The organism is Xylophilus sp. (assembly GCA_009914555.1).
Taxonomy (GTDB): domain Bacteria; phylum Pseudomonadota; class Gammaproteobacteria; order Burkholderiales; family Burkholderiaceae_C; genus WNDY01.
The window spans coordinates 1-22,678 of record WNDY01000003.1 but is presented as its reverse complement, the minus strand read 5'-3'; the positions used below and the strand labels follow the sequence as shown (position 1 = coordinate 22,678).

General features: G+C 71.0%; 23 protein-coding genes. 16 read left to right on the top strand and 7 right to left on the bottom strand.

The features are described from left to right. The first annotated feature begins 13 nt into the window (after nt 1–13). The gene (locus GAK38_RS02855) at nt 14–658 is read left to right on the top strand and encodes a retropepsin-like aspartic protease family protein (RefSeq protein ID WP_325341271.1); all 645 of its coding nucleotides are present in this window, start codon (nt 14–16) and stop codon (nt 656–658) included. After that, nucleotides 655–1,683, top strand: a complete 1,029-nt coding sequence (locus tag GAK38_RS02850) for an HD-GYP domain-containing protein (protein WP_325341269.1) — start codon at nt 655–657, stop codon at nt 1,681–1,683. Before GAK38_RS02855 ends, GAK38_RS02850 begins: the two co-directional genes overlap by 4 nt. Before the next feature lie 58 nt (nt 1,684–1,741). Here GAK38_RS02850 and plsY read toward each other — a convergent pair whose 3' ends face one another. From plsY to GAK38_RS02830, 4 genes are all read right to left on the bottom strand, one after another. Further along, nucleotides 1,742–2,368 carry a glycerol-3-phosphate 1-O-acyltransferase PlsY gene (gene plsY / locus GAK38_RS02845; protein ID WP_325341267.1) on the bottom strand — a complete coding sequence of 209 codons (627 nt, stop codon included), beginning with the start codon at nt 2,366–2,368 and terminating at the stop codon, nt 1,742–1,744. 131 nt (nt 2,369–2,499) lie between these two features. Next, a complete protein-coding gene (locus GAK38_RS02840; RefSeq protein ID WP_325341266.1) occupies nt 2,500–2,997 on the bottom strand; it encodes an aminoacyl-tRNA deacylase in 498 nt (165 codons plus the stop codon). 14 nt (nt 2,998–3,011) lie between these two features. Beyond that, nucleotides 3,012–3,407: a type II toxin-antitoxin system VapC family toxin gene (locus tag GAK38_RS02835; protein ID WP_325341265.1), complete on the bottom strand. Its 396-nt coding sequence runs from the start codon at nt 3,405–3,407 to the stop codon at nt 3,012–3,014. A 17-nt stretch (nt 3,408–3,424) separates the two neighbouring features. Continuing rightward, nucleotides 3,425–3,712: an AbrB/MazE/SpoVT family DNA-binding domain-containing protein gene (locus GAK38_RS02830; protein ID WP_325341264.1), complete on the bottom strand. Its 288-nt coding sequence runs from the start codon at nt 3,710–3,712 to the stop codon at nt 3,425–3,427. Between the two features lie 218 nt (nt 3,713–3,930). Between GAK38_RS02830 and GAK38_RS02825 the strand changes: the two genes are divergently transcribed. After that, nucleotides 3,931–4,482, top strand: coding sequence for a hypothetical protein (locus tag GAK38_RS02825; protein WP_325341263.1), 552 nt, complete (start codon nt 3,931–3,933; stop codon nt 4,480–4,482). Between the two features lie 10 nt (nt 4,483–4,492). Here GAK38_RS02825 and GAK38_RS02820 read toward each other — a convergent pair whose 3' ends face one another. Beyond that, entirely contained in the window at nt 4,493–5,563 is a 1,071-nt protein-coding gene (locus GAK38_RS02820; RefSeq protein ID WP_325341262.1) for an aldo/keto reductase, read from the bottom strand. A gap of 246 nt (nt 5,564–5,809) precedes the next feature. Between GAK38_RS02820 and GAK38_RS02815 the strand changes: the two genes are divergently transcribed. The 12 genes from GAK38_RS02815 (at nt 5,810) to GAK38_RS02760 (ending at nt 20,230) form a co-directional block, all read left to right on the top strand. Continuing rightward, on the top strand, nt 5,810–6,154 hold the full coding sequence (locus tag GAK38_RS02815) for a DUF3088 domain-containing protein (RefSeq protein ID WP_325341260.1): 345 nt from the start codon (nt 5,810–5,812) through the stop codon (nt 6,152–6,154). Nucleotides 6,155–6,314: 160 nt separating this feature from the next. Beyond that, a complete protein-coding gene (locus GAK38_RS02810; protein WP_325341258.1) occupies nt 6,315–6,788 on the top strand; it encodes an HAD family hydrolase in 474 nt (157 codons plus the stop codon). 19 nt (nt 6,789–6,807) lie between these two features. Beyond that, nucleotides 6,808–8,262 carry a SidA/IucD/PvdA family monooxygenase gene (locus tag GAK38_RS02805; RefSeq protein WP_325341256.1) on the top strand — a complete coding sequence of 485 codons (1,455 nt, stop codon included), beginning with the start codon at nt 6,808–6,810 and terminating at the stop codon, nt 8,260–8,262. A gap of 340 nt (nt 8,263–8,602) precedes the next feature. Beyond that, nucleotides 8,603–12,064: a response regulator gene (locus GAK38_RS02800; RefSeq protein ID WP_325341254.1), complete on the top strand. Its 3,462-nt coding sequence runs from the start codon at nt 8,603–8,605 to the stop codon at nt 12,062–12,064. Between the two features lie 2 nt (nt 12,065–12,066). Then, nucleotides 12,067–12,903, top strand: a complete 837-nt coding sequence (locus GAK38_RS02795) for a CheR family methyltransferase (RefSeq protein ID WP_325341252.1) — start codon at nt 12,067–12,069, stop codon at nt 12,901–12,903. After that, the gene (locus GAK38_RS02790) at nt 12,900–13,529 is read left to right on the top strand and encodes a chemotaxis protein CheB (RefSeq protein WP_325341250.1); all 630 of its coding nucleotides are present in this window, start codon (nt 12,900–12,902) and stop codon (nt 13,527–13,529) included. The genes GAK38_RS02795 and GAK38_RS02790 overlap by 4 nt, the downstream gene beginning before the upstream one ends. Continuing rightward, nucleotides 13,513–14,700 carry a hybrid sensor histidine kinase/response regulator gene (locus GAK38_RS02785; protein ID WP_325341248.1) on the top strand — a complete coding sequence of 396 codons (1,188 nt, stop codon included), beginning with the start codon at nt 13,513–13,515 and terminating at the stop codon, nt 14,698–14,700. Before GAK38_RS02790 ends, GAK38_RS02785 begins: the two co-directional genes overlap by 17 nt. Continuing rightward, complete coding sequence (locus GAK38_RS02780) at nt 14,697–14,828, top strand: hypothetical protein (protein ID WP_325341246.1); 132 nt, start codon at nt 14,697–14,699, stop codon at nt 14,826–14,828. The genes GAK38_RS02785 and GAK38_RS02780 overlap by 4 nt, the downstream gene beginning before the upstream one ends. Next, nucleotides 14,821–15,849: a peptide chain release factor 2 gene (gene prfB / locus GAK38_RS02775; protein WP_325341498.1), complete on the top strand. Its 1,029-nt coding sequence runs from the start codon at nt 14,821–14,823 to the stop codon at nt 15,847–15,849. The genes GAK38_RS02780 and prfB overlap by 8 nt, the downstream gene beginning before the upstream one ends. 66 nt (nt 15,850–15,915) lie before the next feature. Beyond that, nucleotides 15,916–18,633 (top strand): aminopeptidase N, encoded by a 2,718-nt coding sequence (gene pepN, locus GAK38_RS02770; RefSeq protein WP_325341244.1) that lies wholly within the window; start codon nt 15,916–15,918, stop codon nt 18,631–18,633. Beyond that, nucleotides 18,630–19,640 (top strand): class 1 fructose-bisphosphatase, encoded by a 1,011-nt coding sequence (locus tag GAK38_RS02765; RefSeq protein ID WP_325341243.1) that lies wholly within the window; start codon nt 18,630–18,632, stop codon nt 19,638–19,640. Before pepN ends, GAK38_RS02765 begins: the two co-directional genes overlap by 4 nt. A 134-nt stretch (nt 19,641–19,774) precedes the next feature. Next, nucleotides 19,775–20,230 carry an HU family DNA-binding protein gene (locus GAK38_RS02760; RefSeq protein ID WP_325341241.1) on the top strand — a complete coding sequence of 152 codons (456 nt, stop codon included), beginning with the start codon at nt 19,775–19,777 and terminating at the stop codon, nt 20,228–20,230. Between the two features lie 32 nt (nt 20,231–20,262). On the opposite strand, the gene GAK38_RS02755 is transcribed toward GAK38_RS02760, so the two are convergent. Continuing rightward, nucleotides 20,263–20,451 (bottom strand): hypothetical protein, encoded by a 189-nt coding sequence (locus GAK38_RS02755; protein ID WP_325341239.1) that lies wholly within the window; start codon nt 20,449–20,451, stop codon nt 20,263–20,265. A gap of 163 nt (nt 20,452–20,614) precedes the next feature. After that, on the bottom strand, nt 20,615–20,926 hold the full coding sequence (locus GAK38_RS02750; RefSeq protein ID WP_325341237.1) for a hypothetical protein: 312 nt from the start codon (nt 20,924–20,926) through the stop codon (nt 20,615–20,617). Nucleotides 20,927–21,163: 237 nt separating this feature from the next. On the opposite strand from GAK38_RS02750, the gene GAK38_RS02745 reads away from it, so the two are divergent. Then, a partial coding sequence (locus GAK38_RS02745; protein WP_325341235.1) for a sensor histidine kinase occupies nt 21,164–22,678 on the top strand: 1,515 nt, incomplete at its 3' end.

The window sequence follows — 22,678 nt, the reverse complement described above, 5'->3', positions numbered from 1 at the left end:
TCCCGCCCTGCCGATGCGCGCCCCTGCCTGCGCCCGCCTCTTGGCGGCCCTGCTCGAGCTGGCGCCGCTGGCCGCGGCGGCGCAGACGGCGGCGCTGGCCGGGGTGCTCGGCAACAAGGCGCTGCTGGTGGTCGACGGCGCCGCGCCGCGCGGCGTGGCCGCGGGCGAGAGCCACCGCGGCGTGCGCGTGCTGTCGGTGGCCGGCGACGAGGCCGTGGTCGAGATCGCCGGCCAGCGCCGCACGCTGCGGCTGGGCGAATCGCCGGTCAGCGTGGCCGGCCGCGGCGGCCCCAGGCGCATCGTGCTGCTGGCCGACGCGCGCGGCCACTTCCTGGGCTCGGCGCTGATCAACGGCCGCGCGGTCCCGTTCCTGGTCGACACCGGCGCCACCGCGGTCGCGCTCGGCGCGGCCGAAGCCGACCGCCTGGGCCTGGACTACCGCGGCGGCGAAGCGGTGCGCGTGGGCACCGCCAACGGCGTCGCGCAGGGCTGGCGCGTGCGACTCGACACGGTGCGCGTGGCCGACGTGGACGTGCATGGCGTGGACGCCATCGTCACCGCGCAGGAACTGTCCTTCATGCTGCTGGGCAACACCTTCCTCAACCAGTTCCACATGACGCGCCAGCGGGACCGGATGGTCCTGGAGCTGGGGCCATGAGCCTTGCCGCGTCCGCCCCCGGCGGCGCGCCGCAGACGGACGCCGACGGCGGCTACGAGGAGCTGTTCGGCCTCTGGCTCGACCTGGAGGCCAGCCTGTCGATGGTGCTGGCCCATCCGCAGCGGGTGCGCGAGTTCCCGGCCAAGATCGCCCAGCTCGACCGCTGGCTGCGCAGCCTGGTGCAGCAGGACACCGACGCCGCGCTCTATCTCATGTTCCAGCTCGCCGGCACCTCCACCGTGGGCTACAGCGCGTCGCACGCCCTGGTCTGCGCCACGCTGGCCCACATCGCCGCGGCCGAGCTCGGCCTGCCGGCCGCGGAGCGCGACGCGCTGGTGCCCGCCGCCATGACGATGAACGTCGCCATGACCGCCTTGCAGGACCAGCTCGCGCTGCAATACGAACGCCCCAGCGCCGCGCAGCGGGATGCCATCCGCCGCCACGCGATCGAAGGCCAGGAGATGCTGCGGCTGCTGGGCATCGCCAACCCGCTCTGGCTCGACGCCGTGGGCAACCACCATGCGGACGCCGCCGGACTGGCCGCGGCGCAGCGCCCGGCCCCGGCGCTGCGGCTGGTGCGGCTGCTCGGCGCCATCGACCGCTATGCGGCCGTCATCAGTCCGCGCAAGTCGCGCCCCGGCCGCAGCGCGGCCGACGGCATGCGCGCCATCATGGGCGGCAATGCGCCGCGCGACGAGATCGGCTATGCCCTGGTGCGCGCCGTGGGCCTGTGCCCGCCCGGCACCTTCGTCCTGCTCGACAACGGCCAGACCGCCCTGGTGCTGCGCCGCGGCGCCGTGCCCAACCTGCCGATCGTCGCCAGCCTGCTCGACCGCCGCGGCGAGCCCCTGCCCCAGCCGCGCCTGCATGCGACGGCCGAAGGCACGCCGCGCATCCGCGCCGCCCTGGCCCGCCCGGCCCTGCGCACCGAGCCCGACCACCGCACCATGCTGCGCCTGGGCCGCTATGCCGCGCTGCATGCCGACGGCATCGAGCCGCCGGACACGGGACTCTGTCAAATCTAGGAGTATAGCCTCCAGGCGTTTCCCCACGACCGCTTTGGCCACCAACCCCCAGGGGTATTCAGGCCGCCTTCTTCCTGCCCAGCCGCGATTCCGTGCCCGCCAGCAGGCGCGCGATGTTGGCGCGGTGGCGCCATGCCAGCAGCAGCGACATGGCGACGACGGCCGCCAGGATGCGCGCGTCGCAGTCCCAGCCGATGCCGCCGCCGAAGAAGTAAAAGGCCGGTGCGAACACGGCCGCCACCAGCGACGCCAGCGACGAATAGCGCAGGAAGACCGCGATGACCAGCCAGGTCGCCGCCGTCGCCAGCGCCAGCCAGCCGCTGATGCCCAGCAGCACGCCGAGCGCCGTCGCCACGCCCTTGCCGCCCTGGAAGCGGAAGAACACCGGATAGAGATGCCCGAGGAAGGCCGCCAGGCCCACGAGCGCCACGGCACCCGCGCCCAGGCCCCACTGCGGTCCATAGGTCGCGGCCACCGCGACCGGCAGCCAGCCCTTGGCAGCGTCCAGCAGCAGCGTCAGCGCCGCCGCCAGCTTGCTGCCCGAGCGCAGCACGTTGGTCGCGCCCGGATTGCCGCTGCCGTAGCTGCGCGGATCGGACAGGCCGAGCACACGGCTCACCAGCACGGCAAACGAGAGGGAGCCGATCAGGTAGGCGGCGACGGTGGCGAGGACGGTGGGCAGCACGGCGAAATTTCCTTGGAAAGCGCCCCCGTGAAGGGGCGGCGGCCATTCTGCCAGCGCGCAACGGCTCGCCCGGCCGGCGATGGCGCGCGTGGTGCAGCAGACAGACCTCCCGCTGCGAGGGCGCTTCGCTGCTAGTCGAGGTCGATCGCGCACCGCACCGGCTTCGCGCCCAGAAGGTCCACGCAGACCTGCGGCGCGATCTCGACGAGAAAGCCGCGCCGCCCGCCGTTGATGCAGATCTTCGGCAGGCCGAGGATGGTCTCCTCGATGTAGACCGGCATCCGCCGCCGCGTGCCGAACGGCGAGGTGCCGCCCACGAAGTAGCCGCTGTGGCGGTGGGCGACCTCGGGCGCACAGGGCTCCACCGACTGGGCGCCGATCTGCCGCGCGAGGTTCTTGGTCGAGACCTTGCGGTTGCCGTGCATCAGCACGATCAGCGGCTTGGCCTCCTGGTCCTGCATCACCAGCGTCTTGACCACGCCGTACGGGTCGCGCCCCAGCGCGGCCGCGCTGTGCTGGGCGCCGCCGTGCTCCAGGTACTCGTAGGGCAGGCCGGCGAACTCCACCCTGTGCGCCTTCAAAAAGGCGGTGGCGGGCGTTTCGCTGATGGAGGCGTTCTTCCTGGCCATGCCTGTCTGCCGATTCAGGGCGTGACCAGCTTGGCCCCGGGCCAGTGCTTGCGGGCGCGCCGGACGAAGCGTGCGTCGAAGGTGGCGAAGCCCTCGTCGGCCGATGCGCTGGCCGCGAAATGCAGGGCATCGGCGAAATCCATGCCGGCCTCCAGCGCGCCGATGGCCGCATCGACGGCGGCGGCGTCCTCGCAGCGCACGCCGGACAGGCGCGTCAGCTGGCGCAGCGCTGCGGCGATTTCGCCCGGCTCGAAGCCGAAGGCGCCGCGCAGCACCCATTCGGTTTCGAGCAGCACCGTCCTGGACAGCCAGACGACATGCCCGCTCAGCATGGCCACGGCGCGCCGGTGCTGGGCCGGCTCGTCGTCCACCAGGAAACGGACGACGACGTTGGTATCGACCGCGAGCATGGACGACCGCAGGCCCGTCAGTAGCGGCCCTGGGCGCGGCGCGCCCGGGCCTCGCGCGCGACCGCCGCGTCCATGTCGGCCAGGCTCACGGCGCCCGGGCGGCGCGGCTTGAGGCAGCCGGCCACGTCTTCGACGCGCAGGCCGGCATCGGCGCCCGGTCCCAGCGGGCGCAACAGCAGGCCCTCGGGCGTCTCCTGCACCGCGAACTCGGTGCCCGCGTGCCACTGGTGCGCACGGCGGATGCTGTGCGGCAGCACGACCTGGCCCTTGCTGGACAGACGGATGGTGGTGGCAGCGGCGGGCATGGCGACTTTCCGGTAAGACAGCGGTAAGACGATTCTACCGTCCTGCGGCAGGCTGCCGTCAAGCCATGCGTAGCGGGCACTGCTGCGCTTCTCCCGCGCGGTGTGCGGACTGGCGCTGGCGCTGCCCCTGACGCGCGCACTCATGTCGGTGGCGGCCAGCCTGGGCAATCCACCGGGCGAGCGCTGCGTGGCGGTAAACCTGTTCTATGCGGCGGCCGGTGATCCGGGTGCTGGCGGCCGTCACGGCCCTGCACGCAATCGTGCTCTGGCTGTTACTGCACGAGCCGCCGCGCTCCGCTGCGCCTGCCCGGCCGCGCGAGGCCATGCTGCTGGTGGTGCCGACGCGCCCCATCCAGCCTCCGGCCGCAGCCCCGCCGGACACGGCTGCTACGGCACCAAGGCCGCCGGCCAGGCCCTCTCCCCGACGCGCGGCGCCACAGCCCCTGCCGGCCGCCGGCCCCGGCAACGCCGAGGCGGCCCCGCGCCCACTACCGGCGGCCGCGGCCGGCGAGTCGCCGGCGCTGCGCCTGGATCTGCCCCGGACACGCGGCACGGAGGCGGCCATTCCATCGCTGGCAGAGCGCGCACGCAGGCAGCTGGCTCCCATGCAAGGCGCGCAGGAGCCATCATCGCTGGCCAACGCCATACGGAGCGCGGCACATGGCAATTGCCTGCACGGTGGCGAAGGCGGCCATCCCGGCAGCTCGCGCGGCCTGCTCAACCTGCCGTTCCTGGCGCATGACGCCCTGGCGGGCCGCTGCGCGCGCTGATGCGCCGCCCTCAGGCCGCCGGGTCGCGGTTTTCCCAGCGGATGCGGTCGATCTCGGCCAGCACCTCGGGCGAGAGCTGCGTGCCCCAGGCGTCGATGTCCTCGTCGAGCTGCGCGACCGAGGTCACGCCGATGATGGTGCTGGCCACGCTCCAGCGCGTGTAGCAGAAGGCCAGCGCGAGTTGCGTGGGCGTGAGGCCGTGGTCGCGCGCGAGCGCGTTGTAGCGGCGCGCGGCCGCGAGCGCGTCGGGCCGGCCCCAGCGCTGCTGGCGCACCGATTCGTAGCTCGCAATGCGCGCGCCCTTCGGCGCGTCCGGCCCTGCGATGCCCGATGCATCGTACTTGCCGGTCAGCAGGCCGAAGGCCAGCGGCGAATAGGCCAGCAGCGGGACGCCCAGGCGGTGCAGCGTCTCGTCGAGGCCGTTGTCGACCGCGCGGCTCACAAGGCAGTAGACGTTCTGCACCGTGGCCACGCGCGGCAGGCCGTGCTGCTCGGCCAGACGCACGAATTCGTGCACGCCGTAGGGCGTCTCGTTGGACAGTCCGATCGCGCGCACCTTGCCCGCCTTGACCAGCCGCGAGAAGCCTTCGAGCTGCTCGTGGATGGACGACAGACCCTCCTTCTCCCTGGCCGGGTCGTAGTAGATGGCGCCGAAGGCCGGCACGTTGCGCACCGGCCAGTGCAGCTGGTAGAGATCGATCACGTCGGTCTGCAGGCGGCGCAGGCTGTCGTCGGCGGCGCGCACGATGTCCTCGGCCGTGAGGTTCGGGCTGCCGCCGCGGATCCAGCCGCGGCCGTCGCGCGAGGGGCCGGCGACCTTGGTGGCCAGCACGACTTTCCCACGCGCGCCGGGGCGGCTCGCGAACCAGCGGCCGAGGATGGTCTCGGTGGCGCCGTAGGTCTCGGGCCGCGGCGGCACCGAGTACATCTCGGCCGTGTCGAGGAAATCGATGCCGCGCTCCAGCGCGCGGTCGAGGATGGCGTGGGCCGTGGCCTCGTCGACCTGCTCGCCGAAGGTCATGGTGCCGAGGCAGATCGGGGTGACGCGCAGGTCGCTGCGGCCGAGGGCGATGGTATCCATTGGGATGTGCGGAGGCACAGGGGTGAAGGAAGGGCCGGCACAGCGGCGCGGGGCTGCCGGGCGAGTGTACAAACCGCCGCACGATCGTGCAGCCGGCGGCACGACGGCCTGCGCAGTTCATGCACCCTCGACATATCGATGCGCGGAAACATTCTTTCCGCGGCAGCGCAGCCGCCACCTAGATTGCGAGCTTCCGCGGCCGCCCACGGCGTGCCATCTCCCTCCCCCGCAAGAAAGACCTCCTCCATGAGCCGCGACCGTCTCCTGCTGCTGCAGCCGGGCTTCACCGATTCCAAGCACCCCGGCGAGCGCTTCGTCTGCCCCGACTGCAACCCGATCGAGGGCCTCCTGGCCAGCGACCCGCCGCGCGCCGGCCGGCTCGATGTGCAGCGCGTGCCTTTCGAACGCCCGCGCCAGGCCGTGATCGCCGCGCTCGACGAGGAGCACCAGGGCCTGCCGGTGCTGATCTTCGGCAGCGAGCAGCCCGCGCCGGCCGATGCGCAGACGCTGGGCGACAAGCGCTTCGTGACCGACACGCGACGCATCCTCGACCTGCTGGCCGAGCGCCACGGCTTCCCGAAGGTGCACTGAGAACACCCCCCGAGCGGCTGCGCCGCTCCCCCCTTCTCTCTCCGCGCTGCCGCGCTGCGGGAAGGGGGGCGACGCGGGCGCTGCGGGGCGGCCCAAGGCTGCGTCCGCTGGCCTGGGCCGCGCGCCGGCCAAGCGCCGCGACCCTCCCTTCTTAACTCGTATGAGCCTCGACATCACCATTCCCGGCTTCGGCCGGCTCCAGCTCGACCATCTCGTATCGGACTACAACGGCACGCTCGCCGTGGACGGCCGGCTGCTGCCGGGCGTGACCGAGCGGCTGCACACGCTGTCGCAGCATCTGCACATCCACGTCGTCACGGCCGACACGTTCGGCGTGGCCGCGGGCGAGCTGGCCGGCCTGCCGGTCGAGCTCTCGATCCTGGCGCCCGAAGGCCAGGCCGAGGCCAAGCGCGCGCTGGCGCTGAAGCTGGGCGCGGATCGCGTCGCGGCCTTCGGCAACGGACGCAACGACCGGCTGCTGCTGCGTTCCGCCGCGCTGGGCATCGCGCTGCTGCAAGGCGAAGGCGCGGCCTTCGAGACGCTGGCGAGCGCGCACGCCGTGGCACCCGGCGCCACCGTCGCGCTGGACCTGCTGCTGCATCCCAGGCGCCTGACCGCCACGCTGCGCTCCTGAAGTGAAACGACCACAAACCATGACAGACACCACCACCCCCGACCCCGACGCCTTCGCCCGCGAGACCCTACGCCTGCTCGGCGCGCAGCCCGACAACTGGGTGCCGGCGCACGACGGCATCGACCACGACGTCCTCATCGTCGGCGGCGGCCAGACCGGCAGCGCCATCGCCTTCGCGCTGCGCCGCGCCGGCATCACACGCACCTCGGTGATCGACGCCGCGCCCACGCAGGAGAAGGCCGGCGTCTGGCGCAACCGCGCGCGCATGACGCAGCTGCGCACCGTCAAGAGCCTGGTCGGACCCGAACTCGGCATCACCGCGCTGGGCTTCCAGGCCTGGTACGAGGCGCGCCATGGCCGCGCGGCCTATGCCGCGCTGGACCGCATCCCGCGCACCGTCTGGGCCGACTACCTCGACTGGTACCGCAGCTTCCTCGGCATCGCGGTGCGCTACGGCACGCGCCTGGTGCGCATCGAGCCGTCGCCCGCGGATGCGCCGGTGCCGCACCTGCGCCTGCACCTGGAGGTGGACGGCCAGCCGCGCGTGGAGACCGCGCGCAAGCTGGTGCTGGCCAACGGCGTGGCCGACAACGGCAAGCCCTTCGTGCCCGAGGCGCTGCGCCCGGCGCTGGCCGCCGGCCTGGGCGCCCACACGGCCGACACGATCGACTTCGCAGCGCTCGCAGGCAGGACGGTCGCCGTGGTCGGCGGCGCGGCCTCGGCCTTCGATGCGGCAGCGACGGCGCTGGAGGCCGGCGCCGCATCCGTGCACCTGTTCGCGCGGCGCGCCCACATCCCGTCCACGCCGGTGATCCGCGTGCGGTCCTACCCCGGCATCTACGACAACTACACCGCCCTGCCCGATGCCACGCGCTGGCACCAGGCCGTGCGCTACCGCCGCGCGGGCTCCACGCCGCCGGCCGACTCGGTCAAGCGCGTGCTGGCCTTCCCGCACTTCCATCTGCACCTGTCGGCGCCCTGGGACGCCGCGCGCACCGAGGGCAGGCAGGTCGCCACCACCGTCGGCGGGGAGGACTTCCGCTTCGACTTCGTGATCGCCGGCACCGGCTACACCACCGACCCGGCCGACCGCGCCGAGCTGGCCGACATCGCGCCGCTCATCGCCCGCTGGCGCGACCGCTACGACGCGCCAGCCGACGAGCGCGACGACGACCTGGCCGCCTCGCCCTACCTCGGCAGCGGACTCGAATACCTGGAGAAGACGCCCGGCACCGCACCCTGGCTCGGCGCCATCCACATCTACAACCCGGCCGGCTTCGCCAGCGTCGGCCTGCCGCTGGGCGACGTCCCCAGCCTGCGGCGCGACGTGCCGGCGCTGGTCGCGCGCATCAGCCGCGACCTGGTGCTGGCCGACCTCGACCTGCACGAGCAGCGCATCCGCGCGCACGTGCCGCCGGACTTCGGCGACGAACTGTACGGCCCCGCCCTGTGGCGCGGCGGCAAAGCCCTGTGAACCTGCCAGTATAGGCTCACAGCGTATATAGCCATCGCACTGTGGGCCTATACTCCCGCGGATGAAAGCGCCGGCAGCGCGGCGCGTGCCGCGGCCGCCTCTGTAGGACGGCATCCATTTCTGCGCGACCCGCTACGGGCATGCCCCGGCGGGCGCGGTCTTTCCGGCACACTCCCACGGTTGCGAGGACGGGGCCTGGTCGAGACAGCCTGAGGGAAGCCGCCGAGCCCGGAAGCCGGCACGAGGCCGGCGGCGGGGCGGACGGAGGACGGAGGACGGAGGACGGCGGCGACGGCACCGCCTGCGCCGAACGACGAACCGGAACGACCGACCCCGCCTCATGGACCAAAGCAGCTTTCGCCGCATCCTGACCCGCAACGTCGCCCTGCCCCTCGGCCTGGGCGTGCTCGGCGCGGTGCTCTTCGTGGCCCTGGTGGCCTACCTGCTGTCGGTGATGCGCTGGGTCGAGCACACCGACCTGGTCATGGCGCGCGCCAACGCCGCCGCGCGCGAGAGCATCGAGCTGGAGACCGGCATGCGCGGCTTCCTCATCACCGGCGACGACAGCTTCCTGCAGCCCTACGAGGACGCGCGCGCGCACATCGAGCGCAACCTGCTTGCGCTGCAGCAGCTCGTGAGCGACAACCGGGCCCAGGTCGACCGGGTGCAGCGCATCATCGACCTGCAGCGCCAGTGGAAGGAGCGCGCCGAGAACCTGATCGCGCAGCGCCGCACCGGCGCGGACTTCACCAGCGTGGTCGGCTCGGGCTGCAGCAAGCGGCTGGTGGACGACATCCGGCGCGAATTCGGCGAATTCCTCCAGGTCGAGGAGAACCTGCGCTTCGAGCGCGGCAACACGGCCACCAACGCCACCGTCGCCGTCGTCGCCGTCTATGTCGTGGTCAGCCTGCTGTTTAGCGGCGTCATCGCGCTGTTCGGCCGGCGCGAACTGGTCAACCTCTCCGCGACCTACGGCAGCCTGCTCGACGAACAGGCCCGCCATGCCGAGGCGACGGCCCACCAGGCCTGGCTGCGCACCGGCCAGAACCGGCTGTCCGAGGCCCAGGTCGGCAGCCAGTCGCTCGCCGACCTGGGCCGCCGCGTGCTGGAGGAGTTCGGCAGCTACCTGCGCAGCAAGGTGGGCGCGCTCTACGTGCGCGACGACCACGGCGGCCTGCGCCGCATCGCCACCTACGGTCTCGCGCGCACCGCGCAGAACGCCGACGAGGCGCTGGGCCAGGACGACCAGGCCCGCGGCCTGGTGGCGCAGGCGGTGCTGGCCCGCCGCGTCATGCGGCTCGACAGCGTGCCCGAAGGCTTTCTCAAGGTGGTCACCGGCCTGGGCGACGGCACGCCGCAGGGCGTGCTGCTGGCGCCGGTCTTCCACGAGGGCCAGGTGACCGGCGTGATCGAACTGGGCTTCCTGCGCCCGCTCCAGGACCGCGACGTGGAACTGCTGGAGGCCGCATCCGGCTCGCTCGGCGCCTCGATCGAGGCCGCCCGCTACCGCGCCCGCCTGCAGGACGCGCTGGCCGAGACCCAGCAGCTCAACGAGGAACTGCAGGTGCAGCAGGAAGAGCTGCGCACCGCCAACGAGGAACTGGAGGAACAGTCGCGCGCTCTCAAGGAGTCGCAGGCCCAGCTCGAAGGCCAGCAGGCCGAGCTGGAGCAGACCAACGAGCAGCTCTCCGAGCAGGCGCAGCTCCTCGACCAGCGCAATGCCGCCCTCAACATCGCACAGGAAGAGCTGGAGCAGCACGCCGAGGAGCTGCAGCGCGCCAGCCGCTACAAGTCCGAGTTCCTGGCCAACATGTCGCACGAGCTGCGCACACCGCTCAACAGCACGCTGATCCTGGCACGCCTGCTGGCCGACAACCCGCGCGGAAACCTCGACGCCGAGCAGATCCGCTTCGCCGAGTCGATCCACGCCGCCGGCCGCGACCTGCTGGCGCTGATCAACGACATCCTCGACATCTCCAAGGTCGAGGCCGGCAAGCTCGAAGTGCATCCGCAGGAGATCCCGCTGGCGCGCCTGGGCGAGTCGCTGCGCATGCTGTTCGAGCCCCAGACCCGCCAGAAGGGCCTGGAGTTCGCCATCGAGATCGCCGCAAACGCGCCGGCCACCGTGTATACCGACGTGCAGCGCATCGAGCAGATCCTGAAGAACCTGCTGTCCAACGCGATCAAGTTCACCGACGCCGGCCGCGTCGCCCTGCAGATCGCGCCGGCCGCAGGCGGGCGCATCGCCTTCACCGTGCAGGACTCGGGCATCGGCATCCGCAGCGACCAGCACGAGACCATCTTCGAAGCCTTCCGCCAGGCCGACGGCAGCACCAGCCGGCGCTACGGCGGCACCGGCCTGGGCCTGTCGATCTCGCGCAACCTGGCGCGGCTGCTCGGCGGCGACATCCACGTGCAGAGCCAGCCGGGCCAGGGTTCGCGCTTCACGCTCGACCTGCCGCGCGAATACGACGAGGCCACGGCCCAGGCCGCGCCCACGCCGCTGCCCGCGCCCGTGGCCCATGCGCCGCGCGTGCCGCCGCCGGGCGCGGGCGCGCCGGCGCCCTCAGCCGCGCCGCACGTGGCCGACGACCGCGCCGCGCCGCGCGACGCGGCCGGCCGCTGCGTGCTGGTGATCGAGGACGAGCCGCAGTTCGCCGGCATCCTCTACGACCTGGCCCACGAGCGCGGCTACCGCTGCCTGGTGGCCCACGGCATCGAGGAGGGCTTCGGCCTCGCGACCGAGTACGTGCCCGACGCCATCCTGCTCGACATGCGCCTGCCCGACGGCTCGGGGCTGACCGTGCTGCAGCAGCTCAAGGACGAGCCGCGCACCCGCCACATCCCGGTGCACATCGTCTCGGTGGACGACCAGTCCGAAGCCGCGCTGCACCTGGGCGCCGTCGGCTATGCGATCAAGCCGGCCACGCGCGAGCAGTTGAAGCAGGTGTTCGAGAAGGTCGAGGCGCGGCTGGACCAGACCGTCAAGCGCGTGCTGGTGGTGGAGGACGACGACCTCCAGCGCGAGAGCGTGGTCGCGCTCATCCGCGACGACGACGTGGACATCACCGCCGTGGCCACTGGCGCCGAGGCGCTGGAGCTGCTGGGCCGCAATGTCTACGACTGCATGATCATCGACCTCAAGCTGCCCGACATGAGCGGCAGCGAGCTGCTGGCGCGCATGTCGGTGGGCGAGATCTGCTCCTTCCCGCCGGTCATCGTGCACACCGGCCGCAACCTCACGCGCGACGAGGAGGCGGCGCTGCTGCGCTACTCGCGCTCCATTATCATCAAGGGCGCGCGCTCGCCCGAGCGGCTGCTCGACGAGGTGACGCTGTTCCTGCACAAGGTGGAAAGCGGCCTCTCCAGCGAGCGGCGCAGCATGCTGCGCGCCGCCCGCAGCCGCGACAAGGTGTTCGAGGGCCGCAAGATCCTGCTGGTGGACGACGACGTGCGCAACCTGTTCGCGCTGACCAGCACGCTCGAACAGAAGGGCGCGGTCATCGAGGTGGCCCGCAACGGCCAGGAGGCGATCGACCAGCTCGACCGCCATGCCGACACCGACATCGTGCTGATGGACGTGATGATGCCCGGCATGGACGGCCTGGAGGCCACGCGCCGCATCCGCACCGACGCGCGCTGGAAGAAGCTGCCGATCATCGCCGTGACCGCCAAGGCCATGAAGGACGACCGGGAGCAGTGCATGCGCGCCGGCGCCAACGACTACCTGGCCAAGCCGATCGACCTGGACCGCCTGTTCTCGCTGCTGCGCGTGTGGATGCCCAAGATGGAGCGGCTCTGAGCGTGGCGCCCGGACTGCCGACCTTCTCCGTCGAAGACATCGAGCTGCGCCTGCTGATCGATGCGCTCTACCTGCGCTACAGCTACGACTTCCGCAACTACTCGCCGGCCTCGCTGCGCCGCCGCGTGAAGGTGGCGCTCAACCATTTCGGCTGCGACACCATCTCGGCGCTGCAGGCCCGCGTGCTGCACGATCCGGCCGCGTTCGCCCAGCTGCTGCAGGTGCTCACCATTCCCGTGAGCGGCATGTTCCGCGACCCCGAGTACTTCCTCGCGCTGCGCCGGCAGGTGATGCCGGTGCTGCGCACCTACCCGTCGATCAAGGTCTGGATCGCCGGCTGCAGCACCGGCGAGGAGGTCTGGTCCATGGCCATCCTGCTGCGCGAGGAAGGCCTGCTCGACCGCACCATCATCTACGCGACCGACATCAACCCGGTCTCGCTCGACCGCGCGCGCCAGGGCATCTTCCCGCTCGCGCAGCTGCAGGCCTACACCGCCAACTACCAGGCCGCCGGCGGCATGAAGGCGTTCTCCGACTACTACACCGCCGCCTACGACGGCGCGCTGTTCGACCGCTCGCTGCGCGAGAACATCACCTTCGCCGACCACAGCCTGTCGACCGACAGCGTGTTCGCCGAGACCCACCTGGTGTCATGCCGCAACGTGCTGATCTACTTCAACCGCGAACTGCAGGACCGGGCCTTCGGCCTGTTCCACGACTCGCTGTGCCACCGCGGCTTCCTGGGCCTGGGCACCAAGGAGACGGTGGACTTCTCGCAGTGGGCCTCGAAGTTCGAACGCCTGGCCCACCGCGAGCGCATCTTCCGCAAGACCGCATGAACACCGACCGGCCGTCCGAAGGGCCTCGCCCCCCAGCCCGCGCCAGCGGCATCGAGCTGATCGCCATCGGCGCGTCGGCCGGCGGCGTGGACGCGCTGCTGCAGCTGCTGGGCGGCCTGCCGGAAGGCTTCGGCCTGCCGATCGTCGCGGTGCTGCACCTGCCGCCGCAGGGCGACAGCGTGCTGGCCGATGTCTTCGCCGCGCGCACGCCGCTGCGCGCCCACGAAGCGGCCGACAAGGAGCGGCTCGCGCCCGGCACCATCTACTTCGGCCCGCCGGGCTACCATCTGCTGATCGAGGCCGACGCCAGCGTGTCGCTGAGCTGCGAGGCCGAGGTCCACTACTCGCGCCCGTCGATCGACGTGCTGTTCGATTCGGGCGCCGCCGCCTACGGCCCCCGGCTGGCGGCCATCCTGCTCACCGGCGCCAACGAGGACGGTGCGGAAGGCCTGGCCGCGGTGCATGCCGCCGGCGGCCTGACCGTGGTGCAGGACCCGGCCGAAGCCCAGATCGCCGTCATGCCCGAAGCCGCCATCGCGCGCCAGGCGCCGGACCACATCCTGCGCCTGGCCGACATCCATCAACTCATCGCCGCGCTGGACCCGAACCATGCCCCTTCCTCCTGACGCCCCCGCCAACATCCTGATCGTCGACGACCTGCAGGAGAACCTGCTGGCGCTCGATGCGCTGATCCGCCAGGACGGCCGTGCGATCTTCCAGGCCCGCTCGGGCGAGGAGGCGCTGGCGCTGCTGCTGCAGCACGAGTTCGCGCTGGCCATCCTCGACGTGCAGATGCCCGGCATGAACGGCTTCGAGCTGGCCGAGCTGATGCGCGGCACCGAGCGCACGCGCCACATCCCGATCATCTTCGTCACCGCCGCCGGCCAGGACCTGAACTACGCCTTCAAGGGCTACGAGACCGGCGCGGTGGACTTCCTGCACAAGCCGCTCGACATCCACGCGGTGCGCAGCAAGGTCAGCGTGTTCGTCGACCTCTACCAGCAGCGCAATGCGATCCGCCTGCAGCTCGAAGCGCTGGAGGCGGCCCGCCGCCGGCAGGAGGCCCTGCTGGAGGAGTTGCGCGTGGCCCAGGTGGCGCTGGAGCGCGCCGTGCGCATGCGCGACGACTTCATGTCGCTGGTTTCCCACGAACTGCGCACGCCGCTCAACGCCCTCTTCCTCGAAACGCAGGCCCGCAAGCTGCACCTGGAGCGCGACGGCGGCGCCGGGCTGGACCCGCGCGCCACCATCGAGAGCGACCAGCGCCAGATCCAGGCCATGGTGCGGCTGATCGACGACATGCTCGACGTGGCCCGCCTGCGCCACGGCCGCCTGCCGCTGCGCACCCGGCCGACCGACCTGTCGGCCCTGGTGCGCCGCGTGGCCGACGCCCATGCGCTACGCGCCAGCGAGGCCGGCGTGGCCGTGCGGGTCGATGCGACCGAGCCGGTGCAGGGTGCCTGGGACACCTTCCGCATCGAGCAGCTGCTGACCAACCTGCTGGACAACGCGCTGCGCCACGGCGGCGCCACGCCGGTCACCATCGCGGCCTACCGGGCCGACGGCCAGGCCGAGCTGGTCGTGCGCGACCAGGGGCCGGGCGTGGACCCGGCCGACCAGGAGCGCATCTTCGGCCAGTTCGAGCGCGCCGCCGGCGAGCAGGCCGGCCCCGGCCTGGGCCTGGGGCTGTACCTGGCCCGCGAGATCGCCGCGGCCCACGGCGGCAGCATCGCGGTGCAGAGCACGCCGGGCCAGGGCGCGGCCTTCGTGGTGCGCCTGCCGCTGGCGCCCGCATGAGAAAATCGGCGGTTCACCACGGAAACACCACCGGACTCATCACCATGGAAGCAGAACGCGTCAATCTCATCGGCAACACCCTCTCCGACCTCGCCGCGCGCACGCGCGAGCTACGGGGGTATCTTTGACTACGATGCCAAGGCCGACCGCCTGAGGACCGTCAACGCATCGCTCGAAGACCCGGGCGTCTGGAACGACCCGAAGAAGGCCCAGGAACTCGGCAAGGAAAAGAAGACGCTCGACGGCGTGGTGCTCACGCTGGAGCGCCTGGACCGCGAGCTGGCCGACAGCGGCGAGCTCTACGAGATGGCCAAGGAGGAGCAGGACTTCGCCAGCCTCGAATCGATCGAAGCCGACGCGGCCGCGCTGCGCGCCGACGTCGAGGCGCTCGAATTCCGCCGCATGTTCAGCAACGAGGCCGACCCGCTCAACGCGTTCCTCGACATCCAGGCCGGCGCCGGCGGCACTGAGGCCTGCGACTGGGCCGGCATGCTGCTGCGCCAGTACCTCAAGTACGCCGAGCGCAAGGGCTTCAAGGCCACGGTCGAGGACGAGACGCCCGGCGACGTGGCCGGCATCAAGAGCGCCACGATCAAGATCGAGGGCGAATACGCCTTCGGCCTGCTGCGCACCGAGACCGGCGTGCACCGCCTCGTGCGCAAATCGCCGTTCGACAGCGCCGGCGGCCGCCACACGAGCTTCGCGAGCGTCTTCGTTTACCCCGAGATCGACGACTCCATCGAGATCAACATCAACCCGGCCGACGTGCGCACCGACACCTTCCGCGCATCGGGCGCCGGCGGCCAGCACATCAACAAGACCGACTCGGCCGTGCGCCTGACGCACATCCCCACCGGCATCGTGGTGCAGTGCCAGGACGGCCGCAGCCAGCACAGCAACCGCGACGTCGCCTGGCAGCGCCTGCGCTCGCGCCTCTACGACTTCGAGATGCGAAAGCGCCAGGAGGCGCAGCAGAAGCTCGAGGACACCAAGATCGACGTGGGCTGGGGCCACCAGATCCGCTCGTATGTGCTGGACAACAGCCGCATCAAGGACCTGCGCACCGGCGTCGAGATCTCGGCCACGCAGAAGGTGCTCGACGGCGACCTCGACGCCTTCATCGAAGCCTCCCTCAAGCAGGGAGTATGACCCCACGGCGGGCGCTGTGCGCCCGCCTCCAGCCTATACCCCTACGGGAATACCCAGGAGCAACCGATGCAGCCACTGCGCGACGCAGACATCTCCCCGCCGGTCGTCCGGCGCGAGGACTACACCGCCCCGGCCTACTGGATCGACACCGTCGACCTGACCTTCGACCTCGACCTGGCCAAGACGCGCGTGCTCAACCGTATGACGCTGCGCCGCAATCCCGACGTGCCGGCGCAGCCGCTGCGCCTCGACGGCGAGGAACTGAACCTCGCGCGCGTGCTGGTCAACGGCCAGGGCAGCTCGTTCAAGCTCGACGGCGGCCGGCTGGTGCTGGAGAACCTGCCCGAGGGCACCGAGCCGTTCGCGCTGGAGATCTTCACCACCACGTCGCCGGCGAAGAACACCAAGCTCATGGGCCTGTTCGTGAGCGAGGACACGTTCTTCACCCAGTGCGAAGCGGAGGGCTTTCGCCGCATCACCTACTTCCTCGACCGGCCGGACGTGATGGCGAGCTACACCGTCACCATCCGCGCCGACAAGGATGCCTACCCGGTGCTGCTGTCCAACGGCAACCTCGTGGACGCAGGCGAGCTGCCCGAAGGCCGCCACTTCGCCAAGTGGGTCGATCCGTTCCGCAAGCCCAGCTACCTGTTCGCGCTGGTGGCCGGCAGGCTCGTCGCGCGCGAGCAGCGCATCCGCGCGCGCTCGGGCCAGGACCATCTGCTCCAGGTCTTCGTGCGCGCCGGCGACCTCGACAAGACCGAGCATGCGATGAACTCGCTGGTCCATGCGATCGCCTGGGACGAGACCCGCTTCGGCCTGCCGCTGGACCTGGAGCGCTTCATGATCGTCGCCACCAGCGACTTCAACATGGGCGCGATGGAGAACAAGGGCCTCAACATCTTCAACACCAAGTACGTGCTGGCCAACCCGGCCACCGCGACCGACGTGGACTACGCCAACATCGAGTCCGTCGTCGGCCACGAGTACTTCCACAACTGGACGGGCGACCGCGTCACCTGCCGCGACTGGTTCCAGCTGAGCCTCAAGGAGGGCCTCACGGTCTTCCGCGACCAGGAGTTCAGCATGGACATGGCCGGCACGCCGAGTGCGCGTGCGGTCAAGCGCATTGAGGACGTGCGCGTGCTGCGCAGCGCCCAGTTCCCCGAAGACGCCGGCCCGATGGCCCACCCGGTGCGGCCCGACAGCTACATCGAGATCAACAACTTCTACACCGTCACGATCTACGAGAAGGGCTCGGAGGTCGTGCGCATGCAGCAGGCCCTCGTCGGGCGCGACGGCTTCCGCAAGGGGCTGGACCTGTACTTCCAGCGCCACGACGGCCAGGCCGTGACCTGCGGCGACTTCGCCCAGGCGATCGCCGACGCCAACCCCGGCAGCGACCTGGCCCGCCTGCTGCCGCAGTTCAAGCGCTGGTACAGCCAGGCCGGCACGCCGCAGGTCCGTGCCGAGGCCGCGTTCGACGCCGCCGCGCGCACCTATACCCTCACCTTCACTCAGCGCACGCCGGCCACGCCCGGCCAGCCGGCCAAGGAGCCGTTCGTGATCCCGGTGCGCGTGGGCCTGCTCGGCGCCCACGGCCGCGAGCTGCCGCTGCAGCTGCTCGGCGAGGACACGGTCGCGGGCGGCACGCGCACGCTGGTGCTCACGCAGGAGCGCGAGAGCTTCACCTTCGTCGGCGTCGACGCCGAGCCGGTGCCCTCGATTCTGCGCGGCTTCAGTGCGCCGGTCATCCTCGACTTCGACTACAGCGACGCCCAGCTGCTCGCGCTGCTGGCCCACGACAGCGACCCGTTCAACCGCTGGGAGGCCGCCCAGCGCCTCGCGCTGCGCGCCGCGCTGGCCGCGGTGAAAGCCGAAGGTGACGTGCCCGCCGACGTGCTCGGTACGGCCGCTGTCGACGCGCTGCGCGGCGTGCTGCGCGACCCGTCGCTCGACGCGGCCTTCAAGGAACTGGTGCTCACGCTGCCCGGCGAGACCTACATCGCCGAACAGCTCGACGTGGTCGATCCGCAGCGCATCCACGCGGTGCGCGAGGCTGCGCGCGAGCAGCTCGCCCGGGCCCTGCACGAGGACTGGAAGTGGGCCTGGGATGCGCACGAGGACACGGGTGCCTATTCGCCCGACCCGGTGTCGTCGGGCCGCCGCGCGCTCGCCGGCCTGGCCCTGGCCTTCCTGGTGCTCGATGCGCGCCGCAGCGGCGACACCGTCTGGCCCGGCAAGGCGCTCCAGCGCTTCAAGGACGCCGGCAACATGACCGACCGCTTCCATGCCCTGTCGGCCCTGGTCGGCGCCGACCACGCGCTGGCCGCACAGGCGCTGGAACGCTTCCACGCGCTGTTCAAGGACGAGGCCCTGGTACTCGACAAGTGGTTCGCGCTGCAGGCCGGTGCCACCGACCGCGGCGGCCAGGTGCTGCCGGCGGTCAGGAAGCTGCTGGCCCACCCGGACTTCAACATCAAGAACCCGAACCGCGCGCGCAGCGTGATCTTCAGCTACGCCAGCGCCAACCCCGGCGCCTTTCACCGCGCCGACGGCGCCGGCTACCAGTTCTGGGCCGACCGCGTCATCGAGCTGGACGCCATCAACCCGCAGGTCGCCGCCCGCCTCGCGCGCGCGCTGGACCGCTGGAAGAAGCTGGCCGCGCCCTACCGCGACGCGGCGCGCGAAGCCATCGCGCGCGTCGCGGCGAAGCCGGGCCTTTCCAACGACGTGCGCGAGGTCGTGACCCGCGCCCTCGCAGAACAAAAGGAGTTCCCATGACCACCCGCGTCAGCCTCACCCGCTACCTCGTCGAGAAGGAGCGCACCACCGGCCACATCCCCGCGCAGCTGCGGCTGCTGCTCGAAGTCGTCGCGCGTGCCTGCAAGGGCATCAGCCACGCAGTCAACAAGGGCGCGCTCGGCGGCGTGCTCGGCACCGCCGGCAGCGAGAATGTGCAGGGCGAGGTGCAGAAGAAGCTCGACATCATCTCCAACGACGTCCTCATCGAGGCCAACGAATGGGGCGGCCACCTCGCCGCGCTCGCCAGCGAGGAGATGGACAGCATCCACCTCATTCCCAGCCGCTATCCGCAGGGCGAATACCTGCTGCTCTTCGATCCGCTGGACGGCTCGTCGAACATCGACGTCAACGTCAGCATCGGCACCATCTTCAGCGTACTGAAGAAGCCCGAGGGCCACCCGGGCGTGCAGGAAGCGGACTTCCTCCAGCCCGGCAGCCAGCAGGTCGCCGCCGGCTACTGCGTCTACGGCCCGCAGACCACGCTGGTGCTGACCGTGGGCGACGGCGTGGCCGCCTTCACGCTCGACCGCGAGCAGGGCAGCTTCGTGCTCACGCAGGAGGACATCCGCATTCCCGAGGACACGAAGGAATTCGCGATCAACATGAGCAACCAGCGCCACTGGGACACGCCGGTGCGCCGCTACATCGACGAATGCCTGCAGGGCAAGGACGGCCCGCGCGGCAAGGACTTCAGCATGCGCTGGATCGCGAGCATGGTGGCCGACGTGCACCGCATCCTCACGCGCGGCGGCATCTTCCTCTACCCCTGGGACAAGCGCGAGCCCGAGAAGCCCGGCAAGCTGCGCCTGTTGTACGAGGCCAACCCGATGGCCTGGCTCGTCGAGCAGGCCGGCGGCGCGGCCACCAACGGCCGCGAGCGCATCCTCGGCATCCAGCCGTCGAAGCTGCACGAGCGCGTGAGCGTGGTGCTGGGCTCCAAGAACGAGGTCGAGCGCGTCACGCAGTACCACACGGCCCAGGGTTGATGCAACGCGCCACGCTTGCTTATGCACCGCATGAACGAGCCGCGGCGCGACCTGCGGCATAGAATGGTCGCGCGCGCGATTCGCTGCGCACACCCGTCACCGAATATCCACGCGTATTGAGGGATTCCATCGACATGGCAACTGCAAAGAAAGCACCGAACCAGGCCCCCGCAAAGAAGGCCGCTCCCAAGGCCGCGGCACCTGCGAAGGCTGCTGCTCCGAAGAAGGCCGCCGCCGCACCGAAGGCGGCCGCCGCCGCACCGGCCGCGCTCAAGCCGATCAAGGCCAGCTTCACCAAGGCGGCCCTGGCCACGCACCTGGCCGAGCACAGCGGCGTCGAGCCCAAGGCCGTCAAGGCCGTGCTGGCCTCGCTCGAAGCGACCATCGTCGCCTCGCTCAACAAGAAGGGCCTGGGCGAGTTCACCCTGCCCGGCCTGCTGAAGATCACGTCGCAGAAGGTGCCCGCCACCAAGCGCCGCTTCGGCACCGACCCATTCACCAAGCAGGAGCGCTGGTTCGACGCCAAGCCCGCCACGGTGCGCGTGAAGTCGCGCGCGCTCAAGAAGCTCAAGGACGCCGCGGTCGCCTGAACGCAGGCCGCCGCGCTGTCGGTCAGCGCGGCTCACCCGGGGCCGCCGGATTGCTCCGGCGGCCTTTTTCTTTGGCGCTCGTCCTCCCAGGGCGCGGGCGGCGGCACCGGCAACGGCCGGTCCACCGACGGGTCGAGCGCCGCGCCGGGGTCTTCCTCGCCCGCGGCGGAGTCGTCATCGGGCGCGGGGGGCGCGGAGGGGATGCCGGCAGGGTTCGTCATTTCGGTGATCCATATGGCGTTAAGCACTGCCCGCGGCCCATGGAACTGGCGCGGCCCCAGGCCAGCGGCCCCGAGGAGCTGGCTTCGCCAAGCCGCTTGGGGCGCCCCTTTCCGTAGCGCGGAGAGAGAAGGGAGAGCGGCGCAGCCGCTCGGGGAGTTGTCTTCAATACCGCGACAGTTCGTCGAGCCGCGGCGATCCCGGCGCTTCGGGGAAGGCGATGGACTCCTCCTCCACCGGCCCCTCCTCGACCAGGCGGACCTGCGCGCGCGGACCGTGCACCAGCGAGCCGTCGCCGGCCGGCACCACGGCCACCACCGCGTCGCCGTTGAGGATGCGGTCGATGACCTCCTTGACCGGCGCGGGCGTGGGCTCCATGTCCCAGCCGCGTGCGTCGCGCGCCAGCATTCCCATCAGCACCTCGTCGATGCGGCCGCTGCGGCTGCCGTTCCTGCGTACTGCGGAAATTCCGTACATGGCAAGCAACTCCTGTCGTGGTCGCACGGCACCGCACCATCGCGGAGCCGGCCTGCCGCAGTGGCAGGCACGCGCAGCTTAGGAGCGGGCGCCTGGCGGCGCCTGTCGCTGGACGTGCAGGCCGCATCGCCGGGGGGCTGGATCCTCAGCCTGAGCAACGCGATGCTCGACGATGTTCGCGTCTACGTTCGCGGGGAGGATGGCGCCTGACAATGGCTGGGCACGAGCGGCGAGGATGTGCCGCGCAGCGACTGGCCGGTGGACGACCGGAGCCCGGCCTTCGAATTCTCGCTGCCGGCCAATGGCCGCCATGACCTGCTCGTGCGGCTGCAGAGCCGCAACAATCTGGCCAGCCGGCTGACGGTCTGGCCCCGGCTCGCTTTCGACAACCAGTCGCGACGCGAGGGCCTGTTCTTTGGCCTGTACTTCGGTTTTTACCTGCTGCTCATCTGTCTGCACAGCCTGTTCTGGCGCGTCACGAGCGCGCCAGGCAGCGGCCTGTCCCTGGCTTATCTCGGCGGCTGCGTCTTCAACGAGGCCATCGGCCTGGGCCTGGTCCAGCAGATCACCGGCATACCCGGCCACTGGAGCGATCTGCTGCAAGGCCTGAGCATGTCGGCCAGCCTCGGCGTCGCCGTGCAGATCAGCTGCCGCCAGATGGCGCTGGCCTCCTTCCAGCCGCGGCTGGCGCGCACGCTCGTCCGCGCGGCCTGGACAGCCGCCATCGCCTGCATGCTGCTGGCCGGCCTCCACCACGCCTGGGCCATGCTGCCGATGCAACTGCTGTCGCTGCTGCTCATCGTGATGCTCACCGGCTTGGCCGGCGGCCGGCTGGCCTGCCAGGGCTGGCGGCCGGCGCGGCTGTTTCTTTCGGTCTTCGGCGTGTTCTACCTGGGAGTGATGGTCGGCTTTCTGCGCAACCTGGATGTCCTTGCCTTCAACGCCTGGACGCAGCATGCATCGGCCCTGGGCACCATGATCCACATGGTTCTGCTGAGCCTGTGGATCGTCGGCAGCCATGAGCGCCGGCGCCGCCTGCGCGAGCGCGCCCAGGACCGCAGAACCCTGGAACTGCAACGCCAGCACAGCCAGCGGCTGGAAACGGAAGTCGAGAACCGCACCGCCGAGCTGCGGGCCGAAATCGTGCGGCGCGAGCAACTCGAAGTGGAACTGCGTGCCGTGCTCGCCCATGAACGGCAGGTGCATTCCGAGCAGCGCGACTTCGTCGCCTTGGTCTCGCATGAATTCCGCACGCCGTTGGCCGTCATCACGACCTCGGCCCAGCAGCTGGCACGCAACCTGTCGGCGCCCGCCGAGAAGACCCTGGCGCGCTGCGGCAACATCCGCGGCGCCGCCCAGCGCCTGCTGGCCCTGGTGGACGACTACCTCACCGAGGACCGCATGCGCGAACCACGCACCGAACTGCGGCCGGCCCCGTGCGACCTCCCGCCGCTGCTGGAAGGACTGGCGGGAGAGTTCCCCCCCGGGCGAGTGACGTATCACATGGACGAGGATGCCGCCAAAGGTTTCGTCACCGACGTCGGACTGCTGCGCATCGCCCTGCGCAACCTCGTGGCCAACGCCGACCGGCATGCGCCCGCGGGCAGCGCGGTGTGCGTCAAGGTGGGGCTGTCAGTATTTCTGTGTGTGAGGCGGTTGGTGAACTGGTTTCTGGCTGTTGATCTATCAGGCCCCTGCCAGGCCGCCGGAGGCCCCCCCGGTTGGCCCATGGACCCATGGCTCAGCCCCTCA